The following is a 21023-nucleotide window of genomic DNA, read 5'->3' on the forward strand; positions in this document are numbered from 1 at the left end:
TTCGTTCTCGCTCTACTTGGCGAGAGCCTTTACGACGGCACTAAGCGCCGTCACACGTTTCGCCTCCGGGCTGGCAGCGGCATCCGTATCAAGTTGTGTGGCGAGCGTGTTCAACGCCGTCACGCGCTTGTCGCCCTTGGCCTTCTCGGCCGTTGCCAGTTGCGCCATCACCCCGTCAAGCCACGCCCTCGGCACCGCGCTGTTGCGAGCCATCTGATCGGTGTACGCGCGCGCCACCACGAATGCCGCCGGCCACACCGCTTGCGGCTGCTCCTGCGGATTGAAGTACGCGTACTTCACGAGCGTGGCGGCCTCGAGTTCGTTCTTCGAGATGTGCTCGCTGGGCGTGAGCGCCCACACATCGAGACCACGGGAGATCTCGGATCCGTAGATCAGACCGTTGTACCAGTAGGCCGACCAATGCCCGCCTCCAACGAGCGCGGTGGAGTCCATCGGGCCACGATCGAAGAACGCGATTTCGTACGCGTGATTCGGATCGGTCCAGTCGAACACGTTGATGCCGCCCTGATACCACGACTGCACCATCACTTCGCGACCGGGAATGGGAATCAGCGAGCCGTTGTGGGCCACGCAGTTCTCGTTGCTCGTTTGTGCAGCGGGGAGTTTGAAATAGCTCTTGAAGTCGAGTTTGTCGCCATTGCGCACGAAGATCGCATCGGCACCCCACTCCTTCTTGTCCGTGGCACGGCAACGCGGCGAACTTCCGCCGCCCCATTCGTCGGAGAAGAGCACTTTGCTGCCGTCGTTGCTGAACGTGGCCGAGTGCCACGCCGACATGTTCGTGTCGGCTGCGGCGTACAGGCGCTTGGGATTCTGGATGTCGCTGATGTCGAGCAGAATGCCGTAGCCGCTGCAGGCGCCCCCGGCGAGACCGACCGCCGGATAGGTCGTGATGTCATGGCACTGCGTGGGGCCGCGCCCCGCCACCGAGGGGCGCACCGGCGCGCCGGCAGGACGCTCGCGCCGATCGGCCGCCGCATCACCGTGGCGCGTGGCTTCGGCCAGTCCTTCGAAGATGCGCGGTGAGCTCACGATCGCGGCGGCCGCCGGATTCTTCACCGGCACTTTGATGACTTCGATCCGAAAGAGCGCCGAATTCGGATCGACGTCAGGCGAGAGCGCCGAGCAGCCCGCCAATTCGTCGCTGGAGCGCACGCCGGCCGAACCCGACACATAGACGTATACGTTGTCGGGGTCCTTCGGATCGGTCACCAGCGTGTTGGTGTGCGACCCGCGGCAGGTTTGCACGGTGGTCACCGTTTTCGGATGCTCAACGTCGCTGATATCGATGATACGGATGCCACGCGCGCGGTCTTTGCTAACTTCGGCTTCGACGCCTCCGAGCCCACAGTCGACGCGGCCGGCGACCGCCTCGGCCGATACGAAGAGGAGGTTGCCGTAAACCGTGACGTCACTCTGTGATCCTGGACAGACGAACGCCGTTCGCAACTTCGGCTTGCGCGGGTTGCCGATGTCCCACACCTGCCAACCGCTGTAGTTGCCTTGAAAGACCAGATTGCCGCTGAAGGCGAGATCGGAGTTCTTGAGTCGCGCGTCGCCGGGCGTGCTCATGTTGAGAAACGATTCCGATGGCTTGGTGGTGGAGACGAGCTTGATGTTCCACGCGGCTTCGCCAGCGTCAAACCATCCGGCTTTGAGGCCGACGCGCGGGTCGGGTGTCGGTTGCGCGAGGACCATCTGCGGCGCGGCCGCGTTGCCGGCCACTAGCAGCGCGCCGGCGAGGAGAGGTCGAAGAAGCGTTCGCATCGGAGCGAGTGGGAGAGAGGAAGGAAAGGGACGTCTGCGATGCAGGTGCCTACGGTCGGGAACGCGCTTTCAGCAGCAACTCCATGCGGTCGATCTCTGTACTCTGATCGGCCACGACGTCGGAGACGAACTTGAACACGTCGTCATCGTTGGCGGCGCCTTTGGCACTCATCAACTCATCGACCATGCTAATCGCTCCACGATGGTGCTGGATCATGAAGGTCAGAAAGTGCCAGTCGAAGGCCGGTCCGTTGGCTGCTTTCAGCGTGTCCATCTGCGCGGGCGAGAGCATGCCGGGCATCATCCTCCCAGCGGCGTTGCCGCCCATGGTCGACATATCCATTCCGGCATGATGGGCGTGGGCTATCGTTTCCATGTCACCGGCCGGCACGGTTTGCTTTCGTTTTCCGAGCCACGTTTTCATGAAAGCGATTTCGTCGGTTTGAGCGACCGTGATGCGACCGGCGAGCACGCGCACTTCCGAACTGGCGCCATTCGGCTCGGCGAACGCCGACATCGTCACCGCCTGCGCATGATGGCTGATCATCCCCTGCATGAAGGAGACATCCGCCTTCGTGTACGGTGGGATCCCGCCGTCCTGCGCGGCCATTTGCGCTGGGGTGAGCGGACGTCCGGCGCGCGGGACGCTGCCCGATGCGCAGGCGCCGAGCAGCGCAACGATCGCGAGCAGGGCGAAGCTGACGGTGGCGCGAGTAGTCATGGATTAGGGGAGCGTGAGAGTGGGAAGCCCGGCGGCCCTGCGCTTCGTGTTGAAGGCCGCGATGCTTGTGGTCCGCAGCGCGTTCCACGTGGGCAATACGTTGACCCCCATCGCGCGCGCGGCAGCGCAGGCCGCTATTTGGGTAGCGGTCGGCGCCACGTCGGCGTTGTGCATGGCCATCGCGGCGGCCAGCATCGCCGTGCTCGCGCTTTCGAGTGAGGTCGAGACGGGTGCCGCGCCCCGACGACGGAAACCGCGCACATTGCGGGCGGTGGCCGACGACGGCGCAACCGTTTCCAGCCGCGCCTTGAGCGCGTCGACATCGGCGCCGCTCATGCCGTTCAACTGCATGACGACGGCCCGGGCACTCACGAAGGCGCGGTGCGTTTCGACGGCGCCGCGATACATCTCGGTGGTAAGCGCATGCAGACGCGACAGAGCGGCGGCCGGTGTCTTCACGCGTGGATCCAGCCGGAGCGTGAGCGGCTGCTCGAACCGCTTGCCGTTGACGGTCAGACGCACGGTGTACCGGCCCGGCGGGGCCCACGGGGCGTTTACCACGGGCAACGTGCGACCCGGTACAGCGCCGGTGGCGTCATCGTCTCCTTGCGGAATCGCATCTTCCGGCGTGACCGGATCAAAGTGGAGATCCCACGTGAAGCGATGCAGTCCGGCGTCGTCGGACAGGGCCTGCGGCGGGCCGGGCCAGTAGAGCGGGAGTCCGCAATACGGCGCGGTTGGCGTGGTCTTGCACACCTCGTTGTAGCGTGTGCGATCGGTGTACGGATGCGGGTCGAGGGCCTTCTGCGCGCTGGAGTACGAGCGTACCAACTTGCCCGATGCGTCGAGAATTTCGAGGGTGACCGGTGACGACGCTGTGGCGGCCAGCATGTAGTCGATGAACGCGCCCGACGGGGCGCTTTCGCCCGACGGCATTTCCGGCGGCCACGGCGTGGGATCATTGGTCGCAAAGCGCACCCGCACGGCCGTCGCGGGCGCGAACAGATGGGCCTCGCGAGCGGCGACGGCACTCCGCGCGGCCGCCATTTGCCGCAGCGGCGTGACGTTGTCGAGAATGTAGAAACCACGACCGTGCGTGCCGGCGATCAGATCGCTGCAGAGGCAGCTGCTGTCATCCTTGATTTGCAGATCACGCACGGCAATGGCCGGCATGTCGATGCGCAGCGACTCCCAATGATCGCCGTCGTCGAACGACACCCACACCTGCGTGTCAGTGGCGCCGTAGAGCAGCCCCTTTACCTTGGGATCCTCTCGGATCGCGTTGGCCGGCGCATTGCCTGGTAAGCCGGTGCTGATTTCGGTCCACGTGGCGCCGCCATCGTGCGTGCGATAGAAGTGCGGGCGCAAATCGTCGAGGCGGAACGTATTGGCCGCGATATACGCCGTGCCGGCGTCGAAGTGTCCGGCGTCGATGTTGTAGATGCGCGTCCACGCCTTGACTGCGCCCGGCGTCACGTTTTTCCAGGTCGTGCCGCCATTCGTGGTGACCTGCACCTGTCCATCGTCGGTGCCGGCCCACAGCACGCTCGCGCTGCGCGGCGACGGTGACAACGCGGTAATCGCACCAACCGGTGCCGGCGTGACGCTACTGGTGTACCGGCCGGCGGTGGCCGGGACGTCCCACGTTTGCCGCGCCAGATCGGGGCTGATGCGCGTCCAGCGCTGTCCGCGATCGAGTGTCTTCCAGACCACGTTCGACGCGTAGTACAGCACGTCGGGGTTGACCGGTGAGAAGTGCAACGGCATCGTGCGCACGTTGCGGCCGAAGTTCTCGCCCTTGGGGCCGCGCACCGAGAGGTCGGGGCCGACCAACACGGTCTGTCCGGTGCGACGGTCATACTTCGAGACGTTCGTGCGCTGGCTGCCGAAGATCACCTCGGGATCGCGCGGGTCCGGCGCGGCGATGCCATACTCCTGAATATTGACCGGATGCCAATCGTGAAACGTGATGCGTCCGTCGTCGGAGCGACTCTTCACGCAGGCTGATCCGTTGTCCTGTTGTCCACTGCACACGCGATAGGGAAACGCGTTGTCGGTGGTCACGTGATACATCGCGGCGGTGGGCTGCGTGTACCAGTTGCTCCACGACGCGCCGCGATTTCCGGACACCACCGCGCCTTGGTCGGACACCGTGAAGATGAGATCGGGATTGTTGGGATTCACCCAGATTTTCTGGTAGTCATCACCACCGGGCGCGCCACGTACGGCCGACCAGGTGAGACCGCCATCTTCGGTGCGCCACATCACGACCGACGCGCTGTACACCACGTTCTCGTTACTCGGGTCCACCGTAATCGTGGGGAGGTCACCACCACCAATGCGCGCCAGCGGACGATTGTCCACGAACTTCGGCGCGGCACCGACGACTGAACCCGGGCCGTTCACGGCGAGATACCAATGCTCGCCCGCGTCGGTCGACTTGTAGAAACCGATCGGACCCGATGCGCCGGCCGCCGAACCAGCGGGTGGTGCCGCCGCCACCATGGCGTACAGCACCTTGGGATTACCGGGCGCGAACGCGATGTTCGCCTGCAGGATCGACGGCAGTCCGACGGTGAGCTGCTTCCAGGTGGTGCCGCCATCGGTGGACTTGAAGATGCCGTTGCCGCCGCCGCCGAAACCCTGACCTTCAATGAAGCTTTGTTGCTGTTGCCAGAGTGTAGCGTACACGATGTCGGGATTCTGCGGATCGATGCGTACATCGTTGGCGCTGGTGTATTCGTCTTTGTACAGCACGCGCTGAAACGACGCGCCCCCATCGACCGACCGGAACACCCCGCGTTCGCTGTTCGGGCCATACGGATGGCCGAGCGCGGCCACGAACAGCCGGTTCGGATTCTTCGGATCGACGTCGACCATCGCGATCATCTGCGACTCACGCAGGCCGAGATGGGCCCACGTTTTTCCGTTGTCGATCGATTTGTACATGCCATCGCCGACGGCGAGGTCGGGACGGATGATGCCGGCGCCGCTGCCCACGTAGATGATATTTGGATTCGAGGGTGCCACGGCGATCGCACCGATCGAGCCGGTGGACTGGTCGTCGAACAAGGGCACCCAGTTCGAGCCGTAATCGGTACTGCGCCACACGCCGCCGTTGTCGAATCCGGCATAGAACACACTGGGCTGCGAGGGCACACCGGCCAGCGCGCGCGCACGACCGGCGCGCAAAGGGCCGATGGCGCGCCAATGCAGCGCGCTGAAGCCCGGGGCGGACTGCGCCGGGAGTACTCGCGCAATCGGTAAGAGCGCGATCGCGACGGACAGCGCGAGCGAGCAGCGAGCCTGCAAAGAGCGCGGGAAGCGCACGGGTAGCCTGAGCGGAGGATGAGGGTGCGGGACCCGTGCAACATGGGGCTGGATATCAGCGGCTGCTAGATTCCGTGCGATGACTCACCCCACACCCGCGACCATTCGATTCGGCTCGATCGCCATCCTGTTGGCGGTCCTGTGTTGGGGGCTGCTGGGGGTGATGTCGCGCGTGGCGATGGCCGATGGCACACCACCGCTTACGGTCGCTTTCTGGCGGGCGGCGATTGCGGCCGCGCTGTTCACGGTTCACGCTGCCGTCACACGTGCTGAGCCCCTGAGAAGCGCTGATCGCCCCGCTGCCCTGTTCCTCGGCGTGGCCGGCGTTGCGGTGCTGTACTTCGCGTACCTCAACGCCATCGAGCAGGGTGGTGTGGCGCTGTCCTCCATCCTGATGTACTCGGCGCCGATTTGGGTTGCGATCGGTGGGTGGATCTTTTTTCAGGAGCGACTGAATGCACGGGCCACGGCCGCCCTCACCCTCACGCTGGTCGGCGTCGCAATGGTGGCGCTGGCCAGTGGAAGCGGCGCGGTGCGCTGGTCGCCGGGCGCCGTAGGGTGGGGACTGCTCTCGGGCGCGATGTACGCGCTCTACTTTCTCGTGGGGCGGCGGCTGTTCTCACACAACGCGTCGTCGCGCGTCATGGCGTGGGCGCTGAGTATCGGCGCCGCCACGATGGTGCCGTTCGTGCGGTTTCAATCGCTGTCGCGATCGGCGTGGAGTGGCGTAGCGTTTCTGGCCGTGGTGTGCACGTACGCGGCGTACCTGGCCTACGCCGAGGGGGTGAAGCGACTGCCGTCAGCGCGCGCGGCCACAATCGCCACCTTGGAACCCGTCATCGCGGTGGTGGCCGCGTATGTCGTGTGGGGCGAGCGACTGTCGCCGCTGGGACTGGCCGGCGCCGCCACCGTGATCGCCGGCGTGTTACTCAGCGCGGCTGGGGAGTCGCGCACAGGTGCCGCATCGCCACGTCGGCCAGCGAGCCTTTGAACGACGGACCGAAACCGGGGATTTTCACTTGCTTGTGCATACCGACCTTCTGGCCGGCGTCGTCGAGATAGTACCAGCTTTCTTTCGTCGCCACGGTCTGCTTGGCGCAGTCGTACATCGCGATCGTGCGCGAACTGCGTAGATCCCCCAATGCGTGCTTGAGCGGCGGTTGCAAGCGCACGCGCACCGTGGCCGTGACGATGCCGTTGCTGCGCGTGTCCGACTTCGCTTCGAGAAACACCGGCGTGCCGACCGACGTCTTGCCGATCTCCACAAGTTTCTGCGCTGGCGCGGACGACGCCATCAGGAGGGAGGCGGCGAGCGTGATCGCGCCGCAGACAGTGACGGACAGGTGAGTGTGCATGCGGTTAGCGGCGGCGACGGGCGGTGGAGTCCGGTACGAACGTGAATGGCAACTGCATGACTTGCTGCACAACCCGCCCCTTACGCATTGCCGGCACAAAGCGCTGCTCGCGCACCGCACGGCGTACCGGCTCCACGAGCGAACGATGCGTGGTCGTCATCGCGTTGAACGTTTCCATGACGGCAGATCCGTTGGTGCCGACCACGAACTCGGCGATCAGTTCGCCGGCGACCTGCGCGTCGAACAGGGAGTCGGGGTAGAACGGTCGCACGATCGTCGAGGAGTCCACGCGTGCTCCGGCGTCGACGTCGGCGGCGGTGAAGATCGTCGACTCTTCGAGAAGCTGCGCGATGCGCGCGGCGGGGGTGAGATCGCCCTTTTTCGCCTTCTTTTCCCGGAACTCGCCGCGGCGCGACCAGAGCACAATGGTTCCGCAACTGCTGCTCATCCGCTGATTCCCCTGAAATTCCATGGGGACGCTGGCGGGTCCGCTGTACACTTCTATCCCCTCAAACGTGCGCGGGTCCAGCGCATCGAGATCGAACTCGGCGGCAAAAAGCCCCTGGCCGTCGAGCCAGACCAAGGGCGAGCAACGACTACCACGTACACGCACTTTGTTCTCGAAACCGCGGGTCTCGATTCGGACGCCCGGCACGGTGCGGAGTAGGTCCGTCATGTTGCTGGGATTACGCCGTTCAATGTCGGCTTGCGTGAAGTAGCGGCCGCCTCCGCCCTGCAATCGTTTGTAGAATCCTGCCATCGGTCCGGTGATATCCCGTCGGCCAACCACTTTCACGGCGGCAATGCTCTGGGCGATCTGGGTCATTACCACCGTGGGCTCGATGGACTGACCGGCGAGCACGGTGACCAACAGGGACTCCGGGCGGTAGCCGATGCGCCGGACGCGCACCCACATCGCTCCGGCACCTACCCGGGCGGCGATGAACTGACCGGCGTCATCCGATTCGGCGACGTCGGTAGCGCTGCCAAATCGGATCTGCGCGCCCACCAGTGGGATCCGCGCCACGGTGACCACGGAGCCTTTGACCGTCCCGGTAAGGACCGGTGTCGCGACCTGCGCCGGCATTGCCGTGCCGGGCACGATACACAGACCCACCAGCAACGTCGCCCACGCGAGCGTGACGACGCGGGAACCGCGGCGGCGGGGCGGCTTTACGCGCGCAATGAACAGAAGGGACGACCAGTGCGGCATGGGAGACCGAGCGTTTGGCTTGTGTGGTCCAGCCGTGAGGATAACCGGTGAATGATGCCAAGCGCCACCCGGCTCATCAAGAGGACCATAAGGCACCTTCTGTTAATCCCTGTGCCCGTGCCTGTGTTCCTTGGCCACAAGGCGGCGATGATCTCCTGCGCCGCGACGCGGAGTCAGGTCGGGAAGGCTAACTCAGCTGCTCTCCACTGAGTAACATTGAAGCGATGTGCTCGGTGTATTCCCTCCCGATCTCGCGGCCCCCTCTGGCGTCCCTATGTCACGACTGATCGCCCGCTCGCGAGCAGCGCTTCCCGCGCTCGCTCTCTTTGTCGTTTCGGCCGTTCCCGCGCGTGCGCAGTCCGGCACGCGTTTGCTGCGCACCCCCACGGTGAGCGCGCAGCATATCGCTTTCGCCTATGCCAACAACATCTGGGTCGTCGAGCGCGCCGGTGGCGCCGCGCGGCGGCTCACCAGCTTTCAGGGACAGGCGCAGAATCCCAAGCTCTCGCCCGACGGTTCACTGGTGGCGTTCAGCGCCGAATACGCGGGGAACACCGACGTGTACACGGTGCCGGTGGGTGGTGGACAGCCGAAGCGACTCACGTGGCATCCGTCGGCGGACATAGTGCAGGGATGGACGCCCGACGGGACGTCGGTGATGTTCGCGAGCCCGCGTGCCTCGTGGGCGCCCTCGGCCGCGCAGCGTTTCTGGACCGTGCCGGTAGCGGGCGGCGTAGAAACGCCGATGTCAATGCCGCGTGCTTATCAAGGCAAGCTTTCGGCCGATGGAAATCGTGTGGCCTATCGCATGCCAAGCTCATGGGATGAAGAACGTCGCAACTATCGCGGTGGACAAAATAAACCGATTTGGATTCTCGATCTCAAGAGCTTTGCGCTCGACTCGACGCCGTTCACGAACTCGAAGGAAATGGACCCGGTGTGGGTGAACGACGCTGTGTACTTCCTGTCGGATCGCGACGGCGTGTCCAACGTGTTCGCGTACGACACGAAGTCGAAGCAGCTGGCGCAGGTCACGAAGTTTCGTGACTTCGACGTGAAGGCACTCGATGCATGGGCGGGCACGGTCGTATTCGAGCAGGCCGGCTACGTGCACGAGCTCGATGCGAAAACGGGCCGTGCGCACGTGGTGAACATCACGGCAACCGGCGACTTCCCGTGGATGATGGCATCGTGGAAGGATGTGTCATCGCGTATCACCAGTCTGGCGTTGTCGGCCACCGGCAAGCGCGCGGCGGTCGAAGCGCGCGGAGAGATCTTCACGATCCCCGCCGAGAAGGGTGACGTGCGGAACCTTACGAATACGAGCGGAGCGGCCGAGATCGCGCCCGTGTGGTCACCCGACGGCAAGTCGCTGGCGTATTTCAGCGATGCCAGCGGCGAGTACACGCTGGTGATTGCGCCGCAAGATGGATTGGGCGTTCGTCGAGCGATCACGCTGCCGGAGCCGAGTCGTCCATATGCGCCGAGCTGGTCGCCGAACGGGCGGAAGATCGCGTTTCAGGATACGCACTTCCGTATCTGGATGGTCGACGTGGCGAGCGGGCAATCGAAGGTGGCGGATACCGATCCGTATTTCATGGCCGACCGATCGATCGTGCCGGTGTGGAGTGCCGACTCGCGCTACATGGCATATCCGAAGCGGCTCAAATCGCTGTTCCGCGCAATCTTCGTGTACGACGCTGAGAGCGGTGCGGTGCAGCAGATCACCGACGGCCTCGCCGATGCCACGGCACCGGCTTGGGATGCGGGTGGCAAATACCTGTGGTTCCTCGCGTCGACAAATTTTGCGCTGAATTCTTCGCTGCTGGATATGTCGAAGTACGATCGTCCGGAAACGCGGTCGCTGTACCTCACCGTGCTGGCCAAGAGCGACGCGTCGCCGTTGCTTCCGGAGAGCGACGAAGAAGCGGCGCGCACGCGTGGCGATAGTGCGACGCCGCCGGCCGCGTCCGCGGCATCGGCGCGCACCGACAGCACGCGGCCGGCGGTGGTGCCGGTGCCTCGTGCGGTGCGTATCGATTTCGATGGTATTCAGCAGCGCATCATCGCGGTGCAGGGCGTGACCGAGCGCGATTACGGCGCCTTGCGCGCCGGTCCGGCGGGGTCGGTGTTCTTTCTCGAGTCGGTGGCGGCGACGGGTACGGGCGGCGCGGGTGCGCCACGCGGCAATACATTGCACCGCTTCCAGCTCTCCACGCGCCGCGCGGCCCCGTTCGTCACCGATGTGGCGCAGTACGTGGTGAGCGCTGACGGCCGTAAGTTGTTGTATCGCACGGGTGGTGCGCAGGGTGGACTCTACCTGGTGGATGCCGACCGCGCCGTGCCGACGGCCGGCGCTGGTCGCCTCACGGCCACGTTGCGCGCGTACATCGACCCACGTGAAGAGTTCCGTCAGATTTTCAACGAAGGCTGGCGCAATCAACGCAACAATTTGTACGTGAAGAACGCGCATGGCGCCGATTGGCCCGCCGTGAAGCAGATGTACGAACCGTTGCTGGCGCACGTGAATCATCGCGCCGATCTGAATTATCTGATCGACAACATGGGCGCCGAAATCGCGATCGGGCATTCGTACGTGCGCGGTGGCGACATCCCCGACGTGCCGTCCAACACGGGCGGCCTGCTCGGCGCCGACTTCACGATCGACAATGGTCGCTACCGTCTGGCGCGCATCTACGACGCCGAGAGCTGGAATCCGGAGCTGCGGGCACCGCTGGCGGTGCCTGGCGTGAACGTGAGCACTGGCGACTATGTGCTGGCGATCAACGGCGTGGAGCTGCGCGCGCCCGACAATATTTTTCGTTTGCTCGATGGCACCGCCAACCGGCAGACAATTCTCACGGTGAATGCGCGCCCCGAGTTGCAGGGCGCGCGCACCGTGACCGTGATGCCGATCGCGAACGAGCAGGGACTGCGCACCAGAGCGTGGGTGGAGCACAATCGTCGCAAGGTCGATTCGCTCTCGGGCGGCAAGCTGGCGTATGTGTATCTCCCGAACACGGGTCAGCCGGGATACACCAGCTTCAATCGCTACTACTTCGCGCAGCAGGACCGTCAGGGTGTGGTGGTCGACGAGCGCTACAACGGCGGCGGATCGGCGGCTGATTACATCGTGGATCTGTTGGGGCGCGATTACGACGGGTACTTCAACAACCCGGTCGGTGATCGCTATCCCTTTACCAGCCCCGCGAACGGGATCTGGGGGCCGAAGGTGATGATCATCAACGAAATGGCGGGATCGGGCGGCGATCTGATGCCGTACATGTTCAAACGTCGCAAACTCGGACCGTTGGTCGGTGCGCGGACCTGGGGCGGACTGGTGGCGACGACCGATACGCCGAACTTCGTGGACGGCGGCTCGATGATCGCACCGCGTTTCGGATTTTTCTCGCGCGACGACAAGTTTGCCGTGGAGAACGAGGGCGTGGCGCCCGATATCGATGTCGAAAATTTTCCGAAAGACGTGATCGCCGGCCGTGATCCGCAGCTGGAGCGCGCGGTGCAGGAAGCGATGCGTCTGCTCTCCACGTGGAAGAATGATCGCGCGACGAAGGAGCCTTTGCCCCCGGTGTGGGGTAAACGGAAACCGTGAGCCCATTCAATCCACGCATCTGGAATCGGAAGCTGCACCGCTGGGGCTCCATTGCGGTCGCATTGCCGTTCGTGATCGTGCTTTGCACCGGCCTGCTCCTGCAGCTCAAGAAGCAGCTCACGTGGGTGCAGCCGACCGAGCAGAAAACCGCGGTGCATGTACCAACGGTGACGATGGAACAGATCCTCGCCACTGCGCAGTCGGTGCCCGAGGCGAACGTGTCGAGTTGGGCGGACATCGATCGGCTCGACGTCCGTCCGGGCAAGGGCATCGTGAAGGTGGCAACGATTACAAACTGGGAGCTCCAGATGGAGCTTGCCACCGGTGCGCTGTTGCAGTCGGCGTATCGTCGTTCGGATCTGATCGAGAGCATTCACGACGGATCATTCTTTCATCCACTGGTGAAGCTCTGGGTCTTCCTCCCCGCCGCGGTGATTGTGCTCGGGTTGTGGATCACGGGGATGTATCTGTTTCTGTTGCCGTTCCGCGCGCGCGCCAAGAAGCGGCGCGAGACGTCATCGTCCGCGACGTCGTCGTCCGCGACGTCGTCGGCTGCGTGACCGAGCCATCCGGCCCACCGTATTCGAATCGATCCGGCGTCAACGTGGATGGTGCCGGTGCCGGGACGTGGATGGTGCAGCGCACGCGTAACCGACTGCCCCGTGCGCCGGAGCAATCGATCGTGGGTGTGGCGCCAGATCTGGCGTTCATTCATGAGAATCGTGACGAACCCGCTCTTACGTGGATCGGCCACTCGTCGCTGCTGTTGCAGATCGACGGTATAAACCTGCTGGTCGATCCTGTGTTCAGTGCGCGAGCTTCACCGGTGTGGTTCGCCGGTCCGAAACGCCATCAAGCGCCTGGGCTTCGCGCCGACCAGTTGCCGCGCATCGACGCCGTGCTATTGTCGCACAATCACTACGATCATCTCGACCGACGTTCCATGCGTGACGTGGCGGTGCAGACGGGTGGCGCGCCGGCGTTCATCGTACCGCGCGGTACTGAGTCGTGGTTTGCGACGAATCTCCCGCGCGCGGCACGAGGTGCCCGGGTGATCGGCTGCGCGTGGGATGACGTGGTGCGCTGGCCCGGACGTACGCGCGATGTCGAGTTGCATTTTCTGTCGGTGCAGCATTGGTCGAATCGCACGATGCTCGACCGCAACCAGTCGTTGTGGGGCAGCTGGGCCATCGTCCATCCCGATTTCCGATTCTGGTATTCCGGTGATCTCGGCTACTCCAATGAGCCGCGTGCCATCGGTGCGCGCTTCGGACACTTCGACGCCGCCGCGATTGCGATCGGCGCGTACGAGCCGCGGTGGTTCATGCGCACGCAACACGTGAACCCGGACGAAGCGGTGCAGGTGATGCTCGAGGTGAATGCGTCGGAAGCCATCGGCGTGCATTGGGGCACCTTTGCGCTCACCGACGAGCCGCTGGATCAGCCGCCGCGCGATCTCGCGGCGGCGCTCACCGCGCGCGGCTTGCCGCTGGATCGATTTCGCGTGCTTCGGCACGGGGAGACGCGTCGCTACCGGTTGCCAGATACACCAGCAGCGGCGGACATCCCATGACGAGCGTGGCCGGCCACCACCAAATGGCGCGGCCACGGGCGCGCAGATCGCGCGCCAGCCACACGAGTACGATGGCGGTAAACACCCCCATATCGTTCCAGGCCATGAACACCATGGGATCCTGACGGAGGGTCATCCACGCGTGCGCGAGCCCGGCCGATGCCGAGCCGTGCATCTGCATCCACGTGTAGAACGACCACTGTTCGTAGGCGAAGAAGAGCGCCGCGAACACGAGCAATGCGGGGCGTCGCATTATCCGGGCGGCTTCTCGTATTCCTCGGTCGGCAGCTTGAACGCTGCCACGAGCTTCGGGTCGCCAGTGATGCCGAGCACGCGCTGCGCCACGTACTCGCCAACGACCGGACCGAACTTGAAGCCTTCGGCCTGACCGACGCCGGCGATCCAGGCATTCGAGGTGCCGGGCACGTGGTCGATGATGAAGTTGCCATTCACGCTCGATTCGTAGTGACAGGCGCGGGTCTCGAGCAGTGGGGCATTGGCGAGCGCCGGGAAACGGGCCGCGAGGAATCGTCGGGACCCATCGATGCGATCCTGACTGGCCCAGCGGTTGCTGGTGTCCGGATCCTGCTGCAACGGATCGGCCGCTACCGGTGCACCGGCGGCAGGCCCAACGGCGGCAGGCCCAACGGCGGCGGGTGTTGCGGCTGGGGATGTGCCAACGGGCGGTACCGGCGGTGCGATGGCCCCACGCACGCGGAAGCCGCGCGAATCGACGGGGAGCACGGGCCAGCCGGTCACACCGGGAAAGTTAAAGCTGGGCAAATTCGGGAACGTGAAGCGCGAGTCGGCGACGGGTACACCGAAATAGCAGGCCACGCCGATAGGGACGCGCATTCTGTTTTCCATGTACGGAAAGAGTTTGCGCAGCCACGGACCACAGGCGAACACATACGAGTCGCCTCGCATGGTGGTCCCGTCTTCCAGGATCACCCCGTCCATTGATCCGTTCACGATCGGTCCGGGACGTACTCGGCTGATGACGAGCTTCACGCCCATCTTTCCACCGACCGCCGCCACGGCCTGCGTGGCCGCACGGCAGCGCACGACACCGGCGTCGGGCTCGGTAATGGCGATAGTGATGTCGTCGGCTTTGATAACCGGATAGCGTTTTCGCAACTCGGCGCCGTTGAGCACTTCGTGTGGCACGTTGTTCGCCTTCCACAAGTCGAGCGTCTTCGTAATGAACGGCTCGGCGGTGGCCCGCATGATCACGTCGCCCGTTGGATGGAAGTATGACGTCCGGAACACGGGTGCCCATTCTTTCTCGAACAGGCGCCACCGTTCGATGGCGGCCCGGGCCCAAGGTGTCCACAGCTCGCCGACGGCACGATCTCCATAGGAGGAGCGAATACCGCGGGTTTCGTCGCCACTGGTGGAACGCGAGTTGCCGGGTCCGTAGGCGTCAATGAGTGTGACGCGGGCACCACGCTCGCGCAGATGGTAGGCGGTCCAGCCACCCCACGCGCCGGCGCCGATCACGATGACGTGCCCGACGCCGCCGTCCTTGGTGCGGCCGCGTTCGATGCCACGGACGGGGTCGGCCGAGGCGAAGGCGCCGGCCGACGCGCAGCCTGATGCGAGCAGCGCGCCGGCACCGACTCCGGCGATTCGGAGAAAGTCTCGGCGCGGGAGGGACGCGGGATCTTCAGCGGAATCCAAACGTTCAGGGACAAGCGGGGTAATCGTCATGGGGCGAACATGTCCACGGCCGCGCACAATCGCAATCGACTTTCACGAAAGGATTAACAGATGCCGCGTAGATCACAGCTTGTCAGCGTTTGGGTCGCGACACACGTTACTGGGCTATGACGATGCGTAATTATCTTCCCAGCGCGTTCCTCGCCACCGTGGTCTCTGCCAGCGTATTCGGCGGGAGCCGCATGTCTGCCCAGCGTCCGCTCGCGGTCGCGCCGTTGAGCGCGGCGATGTTCGTGGTCGACAGTGCGAAGCTGTATACCGAAGCGCAAGCGGAGGAGGGGGCGAAGGTCTGGACCGCGACCTGCTCCGGATGTCATGAAACAAAGGATGTAACCAGCGCCGACTTCCGGACGAAGTGGGTCGGGCGTTCTCTGTTCGAGATGTACGAGCAAATCCGGACCACCATGCCGGACGACGGTCCGGGCACGTTGACGCCTGAGCAGTACTTGCATTCGGTGGTCTACATCCTGAAGCTCAACGGACTGCCGGCCGGGGAGACGCCGCTGGTGTCCGATTCGGCGACGATGTCGACGCTCAAGTTCGAGCTGCCGCCGCCGCCTCATTTTGTGCCGTAATCCTCGTCGTCCCTGTCGGCGGACGCTTCGTCCGTCGACGGGAATGTCATTGTTTAATTGTATGCATGGTTGATGGCCTTCCATGTTGACAGGGGATGTACCGTATCGTACCCTCACGCGGTCCTACTGTCTCAGTCTCATAGCGGCGCGTGCGATTTCGCAGCCCTCGGTGACGGATTGTCAGTTCGGACTGTTGTCCCTCCGAATACTGTTTTCTTATCACCGCAGTTTCCCGCCGCGTGCTTGCCACGCACCCGGGAGCGATGCGCGATCTTCGCAGCGTCCTTCCGTTCCCCTCGCGCCAATCGGGTGTTCACACGCCCGTGCATAGTAGTGGCATGGTTAACCGGATCGCAGGCCCTTCGGCGCGCGATTGGTGTTGGCCGTGACCATGTTCGGCCACACTGGGTGGCCGTTGAGTGATCCAGCTCTCTGAGGGAGTCACGAGATGCGATTGTTCGGACCCGTCGCGACTGATCGCGACGAGCAGCGAAGCTGCTCGTCGCATCATTCCGTTTTTCGCCGCCCACTGGCCGCTGTTTGCGCACGCCTTGCCCTGCTTACCGGACTCGTCGGCGCCTCCTTGCTTGCGGCTCCGCGCGTAGATGCGCAGGCTGCCGGCGGAACCATCTCCGGACGCGTCACTGACGCCGCCACCGGCAACCCGGTCGCACAGGTTCGCGTACTGGTTGCCGGCACGCAGAACGGTACACTCACCGCCGACAACGGCCGCTACACGCTTCGCGTGACCACGGTCGGTTCGGTGACGCTCGATGTGAATCGCATCGGCTACGAAGCACAGAAGATCACGGTCAACGTCACGGCGGCCGCGCCGTCGGTTGCCGATGTGCAGATCAAGCAGGCCGCCTTCTCGCTCGCGGCCGTCGTCACCACGGTGACCGGTCAGCAGCGTAAGGTCGAACTGGCCAACGCCACCGCGCAGATCAACGTGGCCGAAAAGCTCGCCGAGCTCCCCGTGTCGAACATGGGCAGCCTGCTTTCGGGTCGTACCTCCAGCGTGCAGGTCGTGCAAACCGGCGCCACCGGTACCGGCTCACGTATTCGTATCCGCGGCCAGAACTCGTTCTCGCTGTCGAACGATCCCATCGTCGTTATCGACGGTGTGCGCGCCACGTCAACCACGAACAACGGCCTCGGTGTCGGTGGCTCGGGTCCGTCACGCCTCGATGACATCAATCCGTCCGAAATCGAGACTATCGAAATCGTGAAGGGCCCGTCAGCGGCCACGCTGTACGGTACCGAAGCGGCCAACGGCGTGGTGGTCATCACGACCAAGCGCGGTAAGTCGGGCAAGACGGTCTACAATTTGAGCATCGAAAACGGCCAGATTAACAACACGGCGAAGTATCCGGACCTGTGGTCGCTGTGGGGCCGCACGGCCGCCGCTCCGACTCGCTCGGTGCCGTGTCTGCTGACCGCCGTCGCGTCGGGCGCCTGCACCTCCACCGACTCGCTGTCGCGTGGTAATGTGCTCAACATCCCAGGCCTCACGCCCATCGGCGACGGCAGCCGTCGCCAGTACAATCTCCAGGCGTCGGGCGGCAACGATAAGGTGCAGTTCTTCGTGTCGGGGCAGACCGAAGGCGAGACGGGCATTTACAAGATGCCGGACAACGAAGTGACGCGTCTCAAGGCGCGCCGCGGCGTGAGCGAACTCCCCTCCAACATCATGCGTCCGAACGCGCTGGCGCGTAACAGCTTCCGCGCCAACGTGAACGCCGAGCTCCGCAAGGGTCTGTTCGTACAGGCGTCGAGCGGCTATGTGAACAGCGAACTGCGCCTTCCGCAGAACGAAGACAACGGCAACGGCCTGATGGTAGACGCACTCGGAGGACCGTGGCGTGGCGACCTCGTTGACGCGCAGGGCGATTCGCTGCGCGGCTACCGCTCGTTCATGATGGGCGACGTGCTGGCGCAGACCACCACGCAGGGGCTCAACCGCTTTATCAACACCGTGTCCGCACAGTGGACGCCAACGACCTGGCTCTCCACCCGCGGCGCGATCGGCTCTGACTATACCAGCCGCAACGACCTGTTTCTCGCGAAGGTGGGTGAGGGTCCGGCCACGGGTACTACACGCCAGGGCAACATCACGAGCCAGCGCTTAGACATCAACCAGCAGACGGCGGACTACGGGGCCACCGGCACCTTCCAGCTGCTGGATTGGATGAAGTCGACGACGTCCATCGGCATGCAGTACGTTCGCAACGCGGTCGGCAGCACGGTCGGAACCGGCATCAGCCTGCCGCCGGGCGGCGTCACGGTATCGTCGGCGGCCACGCGCTCCAGCACACAGAGCATCGTGGAACGCCGCACCCTCGGCTACTACGTGGAACAGCAGATTGCCCTCCGTGATCGCCTGTTTATCACGGGTGGTATGCGCCGCGACGCGGCGAGCGCGTTCGGTGCCAACACGCGCGCGGTGTATTACCCGAAGCTCGGTGCGTCGTGGCTGATCTCGGACGAGACGTTTTTGCCACTGCCGGACTTCGTGAATTCGCTGCGCCTTCGCGGCACGTACGGCGCCTCGGGTCAGATCCCGGGTGCTACCGACGCCGTGCGCTTCTACTCGCCGGGCCCGCTCACCACGGCCACGGGTGATGCCCCCGCGGCGTCGCTGGGATCGCTTGGTAACACCAATCTCAAGCCGGAATTTTCAGCCGAAACCGAGTTCGGTTTCGACCTGAACATGTTCTCCGGCGGCACGAACATAGAAGTGACGTCGTACAGCAAGAGCACCACCGACGCCCTCATTCAACGTTCGATTGCGCCGTCGCTCTCTGGCCTCACCACGCAGTTCGTGAACATCGGTAACATCAAAAACTCCGGTCTCGAACTGACGTGGAATCAGCGCTTGCTGGAACGTGACGCCGCAGCGCTGTCGTTCACGCTCACAGGCTCGACGAACAAGAACCGCATGACCAAGCTTGGTCAAGGCGTTTCGCCGATCGCCTCCGGCAACCGCAACACGCAGCGGAACCTGCCGGGCTACCCGTTGTTCGGCTTGTGGGACAGGACCATCAGTTTCGACGACAAGAATGGGGACGGTATCATCGTCTTCAATTCGAACAAGGCGCTAAGCGAACTCACGTTCAGCGACACGGCGGTGTATCAGGGAAATACGTTCCCGACGCGCGAAATTGCGTTCTCGCCCACCCTCGAGCTCTTCAAGAAGAAGCTCAAGGTGTCGGGACAGGTGGACAGCAAGTGGGGCTTCAGGAAATTCAACAATACGCTGCGTCACCAGTGCATGAATGGTGTGACCTGCCGCGGCCGCTACGACAAGAGCGCGTCGCTGCAGGAACAGGCCAACGCGCTGGCTACGTCGCAGGCGGTGTACACGGGGATGTTCGAGAATGGCGCGTTCACGCGCTTTCGCGAACTCTCGGTGGCGTACGAGATGCCGACCAAGTGGGCCAATGCCGTCCGCGCGTCGCGCTGGAGCGTGGTCCTCACCGGCCGTAACCTCGGGGTGATTACGGACTACACCGGCGTCGATCCGGAAGCGGCCCAGTCCAACAACGACGCTCGTGGAAATGAGGAGTACTTCTCCACGCCGCCTCTGCGCATCATGACGCTGCGCATGAACTTCTCCTTCTGAGACGACACACATCCATGCGATTCTTCAATTCCGCACGCCGGATGATCCGTCCAGTGGGCGCCGTAGCCGCCGTATTTGCGGTGACTGGGTGCAGCTCGGACATCCTCACGGTCCCAACGCCTGACGTGATCGCTGAGGGCGCCATCGGCGGCAGCCTTGGCGTGACCACGCTGCGAAACGGTTCAATGCAGGACTTCATCGTCGCGTATTCGGGTACCCAGGACGGCTTCGCGGTCGTCTCGGGTAATCTCGGTGATGAACTCCAGACGACGGACACGTTTGCCGATCGCTATAACACCGATGGGCGTAACGCGAGCGAAGTGCTCGGTGGTTCGCTCAATACCACATACAATCAGCTACAGCTGGCGCGCGCCGGCCTCACGGCGGCCATCGAGAAGTGGATCGTCGTGAAGCCGACGGCAACAGCGGTCAAGGACTCGCTGAGTGAGATGTACGCCATCCGGGGATTCGCCGAAACTGCCTTTGGCGAGGGCTATTGCTCCGGCGTGCCGTTCAGCAAGGTGTCTGCGAGCGGCGACTTCGAGTACGGCGACCCACTCACCACGGCGCAGGTCTACACTCGCGCGTCGGCGTCGATGGACAGCGCGCTCGCCAATGCTACGGGTGCGAACTACCGCAGCCTTGCTGCCATCGGCAAGGCGCGCGTGCTGCTGAATCAGGGCCAGTTTGCGCAAGCCGCTTCGGCGGTGAGCGCGGTCCCGAGCTCGTTCAAGTACACGTTGAACCACTCGATCGCTACCGGTCGTCAGACCAACGGCCTCTGGTCGGCTATGTACAACGCCGGCTCACGCTACACGATCGGTACGAACGAAGGCACCAACGGTCTCGACTACCTCGTCACCCCGGTTGATCCGCGTGTGCCTTGGGTGGCGACGCTGAACCTCGGATTCGACGGCACCAGCACCAACCTGCCGCGTCAGCTCAAGTACACGTCGCAGTCGGCGCCGTTCGTACTCGCCGACGGCATCGAGGCGCGTCTCATCGAGGCCGAAGCACGCTTGCAGGGTGCCACGCAGGCTGACCGTGACGCGGTGTTCGCCCAGCTGAACACGCTGCGCGCCACCGGTCTGGCAACCGCCATTGCTCCGCTGGCGGCGTCGCCCACGACGCAGGCCGCTGCGGTGGACATGCTCTTCAAAGAGCGCGCCTACTGGCTCTGGCTCACCGGTCATCGCCTCGGCGACATGCGCCGCCTGATCCGTCAGTACACCCGTACGGCGGCCACGGTGTTTCCGGTCGGCACGCTGCGCTACCGTTCAAGTCAGACCTACGGCACCGACGTGAACCTGGTCATCCCGTTCAACGAGCGGAACAACCCGAAGTTCAACGGTTGCCTCGACCGCAACCCGTAAGCGCGGTTGGTTGACGACATGAAGAGGCCGCCGGTGCACTACGCACCGGCGGCCTTTTCACGTCGTGCCATCACCACAGAGCTGACTTACCGACCAGCCACGCCGCGGCCGATCTCGACCGCCTTGAAGCCCGGCTCGCCC

Annotated in this window: 14 protein-coding genes; 7 read left to right on the top strand and 7 right to left on the bottom strand. The window is 64.1% G+C overall.

The genetic code is table 11. The annotated features are described in order from the left end of the window. Nucleotides 1-12 precede the first annotated feature (12 nt). From ACLL97_RS01640 to ACLL97_RS01650, 3 genes are all read right to left on the bottom strand, one after another. Complete coding sequence (locus ACLL97_RS01640; protein WP_411278728.1) at nt 13-1788, bottom strand: LVIVD repeat-containing protein; 1776 nt, start codon at nt 1786-1788, stop codon at nt 13-15. Between the two features lie 49 nt (nt 1789-1837). Then, on the bottom strand, nt 1838-2398 hold the full coding sequence (locus ACLL97_RS01645) for a DUF305 domain-containing protein (RefSeq protein ID WP_411278729.1): 561 nt from the start codon (nt 2396-2398) through the stop codon (nt 1838-1840). A 114-nt stretch (nt 2399-2512) separates the two neighbouring features. After that, nucleotides 2513-5839 (bottom strand): glycoside hydrolase, encoded by a 3327-nt coding sequence (locus tag ACLL97_RS01650; protein WP_411278730.1) that lies wholly within the window; start codon nt 5837-5839, stop codon nt 2513-2515. A 79-nt stretch (nt 5840-5918) separates the two neighbouring features. On the opposite strand from ACLL97_RS01650, the gene ACLL97_RS01655 reads away from it, so the two are divergent. After that, entirely contained in the window at nt 5919-6830 is a 912-nt protein-coding gene (locus tag ACLL97_RS01655) for a DMT family transporter (RefSeq protein ID WP_411278731.1), read from the top strand. Here ACLL97_RS01655 and ACLL97_RS01660 read toward each other — a convergent pair. Both ACLL97_RS01660 and ACLL97_RS01665 read right to left on the bottom strand, forming a co-directional pair. Beyond that, nucleotides 6769-7194, bottom strand: coding sequence for a surface-adhesin E family protein (locus ACLL97_RS01660; protein ID WP_411278732.1), 426 nt, complete (start codon nt 7192-7194; stop codon nt 6769-6771). The genes ACLL97_RS01655 and ACLL97_RS01660 overlap by 62 nt on opposite strands. A 4-nt stretch (nt 7195-7198) precedes the next feature. Continuing rightward, the gene (locus ACLL97_RS01665; protein ID WP_411278733.1) at nt 7199-8407 is read right to left on the bottom strand and encodes a TonB-dependent receptor plug domain-containing protein; all 1209 of its coding nucleotides are present in this window, start codon (nt 8405-8407) and stop codon (nt 7199-7201) included. Between the two features lie 274 nt (nt 8408-8681). On the opposite strand from ACLL97_RS01665, the gene ACLL97_RS01670 reads away from it, so the two are divergent. Genes ACLL97_RS01670 through ACLL97_RS01680 form a run of 3 tightly spaced genes read left to right on the top strand, consistent with a single transcriptional unit; the run spans nt 8682 to nt 13593 of the window. Next, nucleotides 8682-12020, top strand: a complete 3339-nt coding sequence (locus tag ACLL97_RS01670; protein WP_411278734.1) for a PDZ domain-containing protein — start codon at nt 8682-8684, stop codon at nt 12018-12020. After that, entirely contained in the window at nt 12017-12580 is a 564-nt protein-coding gene (locus ACLL97_RS01675) for a PepSY domain-containing protein (RefSeq protein ID WP_411278735.1), read from the top strand. The genes ACLL97_RS01670 and ACLL97_RS01675 overlap by 4 nt, the downstream gene beginning before the upstream one ends. Continuing rightward, complete coding sequence (locus ACLL97_RS01680; protein ID WP_411278736.1) at nt 12577-13593, top strand: MBL fold metallo-hydrolase; 1017 nt, start codon at nt 12577-12579, stop codon at nt 13591-13593. Before ACLL97_RS01675 ends, ACLL97_RS01680 begins: the two co-directional genes overlap by 4 nt. Here ACLL97_RS01680 and ACLL97_RS01685 read toward each other — a convergent pair. Then, a complete protein-coding gene (locus ACLL97_RS01685; protein WP_411278737.1) occupies nt 13490-13846 on the bottom strand; it encodes a hypothetical protein in 357 nt (118 codons plus the stop codon). The two genes, ACLL97_RS01680 and ACLL97_RS01685, sit on opposite strands and share 104 nt — an antisense overlap. Beyond that, nucleotides 13846-15303 (bottom strand): FAD-dependent oxidoreductase, encoded by a 1458-nt coding sequence (locus ACLL97_RS01690; protein WP_411278738.1) that lies wholly within the window; start codon nt 15301-15303, stop codon nt 13846-13848. The genes ACLL97_RS01685 and ACLL97_RS01690 overlap by 1 nt, the downstream gene beginning before the upstream one ends. 116 nt (nt 15304-15419) lie before the next feature. On the opposite strand from ACLL97_RS01690, the gene ACLL97_RS01695 reads away from it, so the two are divergent. The 3 genes from ACLL97_RS01695 (at nt 15420) to ACLL97_RS01705 (ending at nt 20882) form a co-directional block, all read left to right on the top strand. After that, nucleotides 15420-15887: a c-type cytochrome gene (locus ACLL97_RS01695; protein WP_411278739.1), complete on the top strand. Its 468-nt coding sequence runs from the start codon at nt 15420-15422 to the stop codon at nt 15885-15887. A 448-nt stretch (nt 15888-16335) separates the two neighbouring features. Continuing rightward, on the top strand, nt 16336-19509 hold the full coding sequence (locus ACLL97_RS01700) for a SusC/RagA family TonB-linked outer membrane protein (protein WP_411278740.1): 3174 nt from the start codon (nt 16336-16338) through the stop codon (nt 19507-19509). A gap of 14 nt (nt 19510-19523) precedes the next feature. Next, entirely contained in the window at nt 19524-20882 is a 1359-nt protein-coding gene (locus ACLL97_RS01705; RefSeq protein ID WP_411278741.1) for a hypothetical protein, read from the top strand. Nucleotides 20883-21023: the final 141 nt, after the last annotated feature.

Origin of the sequence: Gemmatimonas sp., from assembly GCF_046594945.1 — a bacterium.
Classification (GTDB): Bacteria; Gemmatimonadota; Gemmatimonadetes; order Gemmatimonadales; family Gemmatimonadaceae; genus Gemmatimonas.